The sequence below is a fragment of the Actinoplanes sp. NPDC021490 genome, assembly GCF_055562135.1.
In genome coordinates, this window is sequence record NZ_JBVHFW010000038.1 from 1 (window position 1) to 4,791 (window position 4,791).

The following is a 4,791-nucleotide window of genomic DNA, read 5'->3' on the forward strand; positions in this document are numbered from 1 at the left end:
TAATTTTAAAGAAGGGAGTTGAGCTTTCATGAATAGTAACAGTAGCATTAATAAAAGTAATTTAAATTTATTAGCCGTAGTAGCACTAGGATTGACGACAATTTACACCGCAATATTAGCGACTCAATTAATGTCCACAAAACATAAAGTTGATTATTTATATTACAAAGAACATTTTCAAAAAAATAATAAGGGGAATAATAATTAATCGCTAAAACAATGAGAGGCGCTCTAGAAGGGGTAGAGTCCTGAAAATGCGGATTTACAACGGTAATGTAATTTTCACCCATAAATAAAGCCGATTTTAAGAAATCGACTGTTGAACTAAAGCTCCCTTTACTTTAAGTACATTTCTTCACAATCTTTAGATTAATTTATTGGATTATTTTTATGTGAAAGAGTGATATTAAATAAGAGCTTTAATTCGATTGACAAAAAAACCGTCCAGAAGGTATATTATATGTATCTAAGTTATGGAGGTTATTATGTCTATTTCAAAGCATGCTAATAAGAAAAAAAATATATTGATTGCTGCATCTGAAATTGTAAAAGAAGAAGGAGTTGTCAAACTCACATTAGAGGCAGTCGCCCAAAGAGCTGGCGTGAGTAAAGGTGGATTATTATACCATTTTCCTAGCAAGGAAGCATTAATTAAAGGAATGGTGGAAGATTGGACAAATAATTATTTCGAATGCATTAATACGTTAGTTAATAACGACGATGATAACGCAATAGGAAAATGGAATAGGGCTTATCTTAAATCTACATTTTCCGATTTAGAAAACAATAATCTAAATTCCGCACTAATGGCTGCTATGTTTATTAATCCAGATTTATTAGATGAATTCCGGCAGAGATACGATATTTTGCATACAAAGTTAATAACTGATGGAATTGATCCTGTCAAAATAACAATTACAAGATTATCCATAGATGGTCTTTGGTTTTCAGAAATATTTGGAATGGCACCATTAAATGAAGAACTAAAAACACAAGTTTTTGATGAACTAATAAACATGATTCAGGAGGACGAATAATGTCATATCTATATTTAGCACTTGCAATAGTGGGGGAGATTATTGGCTCTTCCCTATTAAAAGCATCTGAAGGCTTTTCAAAACTCTATCCTACAATAGGGGTAATAATAGCTTTCGTTGGTTGTTTTTTCTTTTTATCCTTGTCGCTAAAAACAATCCCCTTAAACACTGCATATGCATTATGGGCAGGTTTAGGACTTGTTTTGACTACAGTAATTTCAGTTTTAGTTTGGAAGGAAAAACTTAACATGGCTAGCATTGCAGGAATAACACTGATTCTTGTAGGAGTTGTAATATTGAATTTGTTTGGACCAGGACATGGAGAATCTGGTCATGAAGCAAGCGAAACTATTACAATGAATGAGACAATGGAATAACACATAAAAAAGTCCTTCTTAATAAAGAGAAGGACTTTTTAGCTTAATTAAGGGTATTTTTTGAAGTCCTTATTCAACAAACCTGCGTACGTTAGTTTAAGTGTATCACTTCACAATTCCAATAGAGTAGAGTTTATTGAGACATAATGAAATTAGCGTTTTAAATGACTTCTGACTGTCTCATAAGACTTGTATCAAATGCTTACCGTTGTAAATCCGCATTTCCCTGACGCTACCCCTAGAAGCGTCTTTTTTGCTTTTTAAGGGTTTTTACTAGGGGCAACCTCTTACAAAGGCGAGAGAGGCCCGTATGGCGTCTGTCAACGGTACCGGACCGAAGGGAGGATAAGGAGTTGATAGACTCACTTCACCAAGACCCTCTTGGTGTCTCAAAAGGCAACACCTTTTGAGCTGCCTACCGGCGAGGGAGCCCCTCAAGGATTGAGGGGTTGGGGAGTTCGATTAAGGGGGTCTGGGGAAGAGTTCCCCAGTGGGTTTGGGCAAAGCCCAAGGTTTGGCTTTTAGCGTCGCAGACCACATGAAACTTTGCGTGCAAAGTGTAGTGTGTTACACTTTCTATTAATCTATCGATTTTCAGAAAGGGTGCGTACCCCATGAGTTACTCCATTATCCGAATGCAGAAAATGAAATCAAATGGGATAAAAGGGATTCAATTTCACAACCAAAGAGAGAGGGAAAGTGAAACGAATCCCGACATCAATAAAGCTGATTCTCATCTGAATTATGACTTGATAAACGGTCAAAGGCAGATTGATTACAACGAGAAAATTAGCCAAGTAATTGAGGACAATGTGACCTCTGGAAAAAAGATCCGTAAAGATGCAGTTAAGCTGGCTGAATTCTTAATTACCTCTGACAAGGAATTCTTCGATAAAATTTCACCCAAAGAGCAGAAAAGGTATTTTGAAACGGCTCATGAGTTCCTTGCTGATCGATACGGTGAAAAGAATTTAATCTATGCGACTGTTCACTATGACGAGAAAACCCCTCACATGCACGTAGGCTTCGTTCCAGTAACGGAGGATGGCCGACTATCGGCTAAAGATTTCTTTGGCCAGAAAAAGCAACTGGTGAGTCTTCAGGACGATTTTAATCAGTACCTGAAGCAAAATGACTTTAATTTGGAAAGAGGGGTCTCGTCGAGCCGTAAACACGTGGAGACGGCTAAATATAAGGCTCAAACGTTTCAAAGCATGGAGAAGGAAGCCCAAGAGAAATATGAGCGGACAATGGGGCATATTCAAGAGATTGATGATAAATCGAAATCGATTGCGAATATCGAAGCTAAAAAGGTTCTAGGGCTTGTTGGAATGAAGGAACAAGACTACAAAAGCCTAGTCGATTATGCGACCAATGGTGTGGCTTATCAGCTACAAGCAGAGAATCTGCAGAAAGAGTTGGAAAAGACTCAAAAAGAAGTTACGCAGCTGAAAGCTGATATGCAAATTGGACAAGATAAAATTCGCTATTACTACAAAGATATTGAAGAGAATTTAGACTCCTTAGCAGAGAAAAAAGCACTGCAAAAAGTGAAGCAAACAGACATTGTAAAGAACTATGGAGACTTGATAGAAAAGTACAATGGACTCGTTAATAAATATAATGACCAGTTGAAGGAGAAAAAGGAGTTAAAACAACAGGTGGACACTCTAAAAATTGAGAACCGGTCTTACCAAAATGAGAATCGGGAATTGAAATTAGAGAACGGAAAATTGAAGGGAAAACTCGTGCAGATCAGCAAGGAGTTTTCTGTTTTTAAAGAGAGGGTGGGCAAAGTTTTACACGCTCAACTTGACCGAGTAAAAACGTTCTTGAGGATGAATGATGTAGACCGAAGTACAATCAAGTTCCTGGATGATAGGCAAGATAAATTAGTCCAGGACTCTTTAGAAAAAATGGAGAAGCCACAAAGGCAAAAAGGGATGGAGATGGAACGCTGATGAAGGTGAAACAATTGGTTGAGAAGTTGGAGAAACTAGACCAAGAGGGAGAATTAATGCTTTTTATGAGGGATAGAAAGAGACCTCATTTAGGTTCTGGAACTCTTATTCCAATAAAAGATATTGGTGTTTTTACAAGTGTTGACCAAGATTCAAATGAGGGCAAATATGCTCTTGAAATAAAGAAAGGCGAGTAGTTATCTACTCGCTTTATTTTAAGTTTTCACGTTCTCTAAGGGCTTTAAATTTATCAAATTGGCTTTTGTATTCAAAGTCCTTGTTTTCCTTTTTGCTGACAAGGATTTTACCATCGTATTTAGCAAATTTCTTTTTGTCATTGCCATCTGTCCAAGCAAGGTCTTCGTTCACTACATAGACGTTTGATGTTCCCATTTTTAAAACATTTAAAAATCCATTCTCCTCTAAAAGCTTTACTGCTCTGTAAACTGTTGACCTTGATTTGCCAAAATAATCTTCAAAAACTGCATAAGAACAAGCTAAAGCATTTCTGTTATCCATGTGTTCCAAGATAAAAAATAATAAAGAACTTGCGAAGTTATGATTTGCCATTAACCATCTTAATTCTGGCATGTTGTCACGATAAAGCTGGATGAAATTATGATTTTTCTTTTTCTCTTCAAATTGCTCTTTGTCTTTGTTTTCTTGCTGTTCAAGATCAATAAGTCTTTGAAGCATTTGAAGTTGTTCAGGGGTTAACTCAACATTAATTTTTCTCTGCTCGTCCAATTTACGCACCTCTGCTGGCATAGAATCCTTCTCTCCCTTGTTATGTATCATCAGCTGTGATACCTATATGTATAATTTATGACACATCATAGGTCAAAAATGAACTATAGTCAAGCAAAAATGACACATCTTAATTCAACTATGTGTCACAAGCTATGACACATATACGTGTCACAAGCTATGACACATTACCTTAACTAAAACATTGATATATCAACATTTTTTCTGTGTTCCCTTCTATATCTCCTAAAGGGCTTTTCTCCACGCAAGGTTCGGGTAGTATTTTTCGGACAGACCACCGAAAAATCTCCACCCTTTTCTCCTTGCATTCCGAAATTTTGGCGGTGCTGTACTTTCGCCAAGCCGACGTACCTAAAACGAGGAATTCAGGAAATCGGCTTGCTCGAGCCATTATACCGCCAAAACCGCCAGAGCTTCCGTTCATAAATTTTCTCTTTTGCCTTATGGATCTACGCAATATGGGGGCTTCCCCCAAACCCCCTTGCCAGCCTCCACCCTAAAACAAGGGGAGAATTGATGGTGTTCGAATAAAAATCTTTGATATTTAGAAATCTAATTTTAAAGAAGGGAGTTGAGCTTTCATGAATAGTAACAGTAGCATTAATAAAAGTAATTTAAATTTATTAGCCGTAGTAGCACTAGGATTGA

5 protein-coding genes are annotated in these 4,791 nt (G+C 36.9%); 4 read left to right on the forward strand and 1 reads right to left on the reverse strand.

Annotation, left to right across the window (positions count from 1 at the left end; translation table 11 throughout):
- The first annotated feature begins 485 nt into the window (after window positions 1–485).
- The 4 genes from ACZ3I4_RS47770 (at window position 486) to ACZ3I4_RS47785 (ending at window position 3,572) form a co-directional block, all read left to right on the forward strand.
- Window positions 486–1,037 (forward strand): TetR/AcrR family transcriptional regulator, encoded by a 552-nt coding sequence (locus tag ACZ3I4_RS47770; RefSeq protein WP_000028029.1) that lies wholly within the window; start codon window positions 486–488, stop codon window positions 1,035–1,037.
- Window positions 1,037–1,414: a quaternary ammonium compound efflux SMR transporter QacH gene (gene qacH, locus ACZ3I4_RS47775; protein ID WP_000121134.1), complete on the forward strand. Its 378-nt coding sequence runs from the start codon at window positions 1,037–1,039 to the stop codon at window positions 1,412–1,414. Before ACZ3I4_RS47770 ends, qacH begins: the two co-directional genes overlap by 1 nt.
- A 614-nt stretch (window positions 1,415–2,028) precedes the next feature.
- On the forward strand, window positions 2,029–3,375 hold the full coding sequence (gene mobV / locus ACZ3I4_RS47780; protein WP_053082646.1) for a MobV family relaxase: 1,347 nt from the start codon (window positions 2,029–2,031) through the stop codon (window positions 3,373–3,375).
- Window positions 3,375–3,572: a hypothetical protein gene (locus ACZ3I4_RS47785; protein WP_048558833.1), complete on the forward strand. Its 198-nt coding sequence runs from the start codon at window positions 3,375–3,377 to the stop codon at window positions 3,570–3,572. Before mobV ends, ACZ3I4_RS47785 begins: the two co-directional genes overlap by 1 nt.
- A 13-nt stretch (window positions 3,573–3,585) precedes the next feature.
- On the opposite strand, the gene ACZ3I4_RS47790 is transcribed toward ACZ3I4_RS47785, so the two are convergent.
- Entirely contained in the window at window positions 3,586–4,143 is a 558-nt protein-coding gene (locus ACZ3I4_RS47790; RefSeq protein WP_048558832.1) for a replication/maintenance protein RepL, read from the reverse strand.
- Window positions 4,144–4,791: the final 648 nt, after the last annotated feature.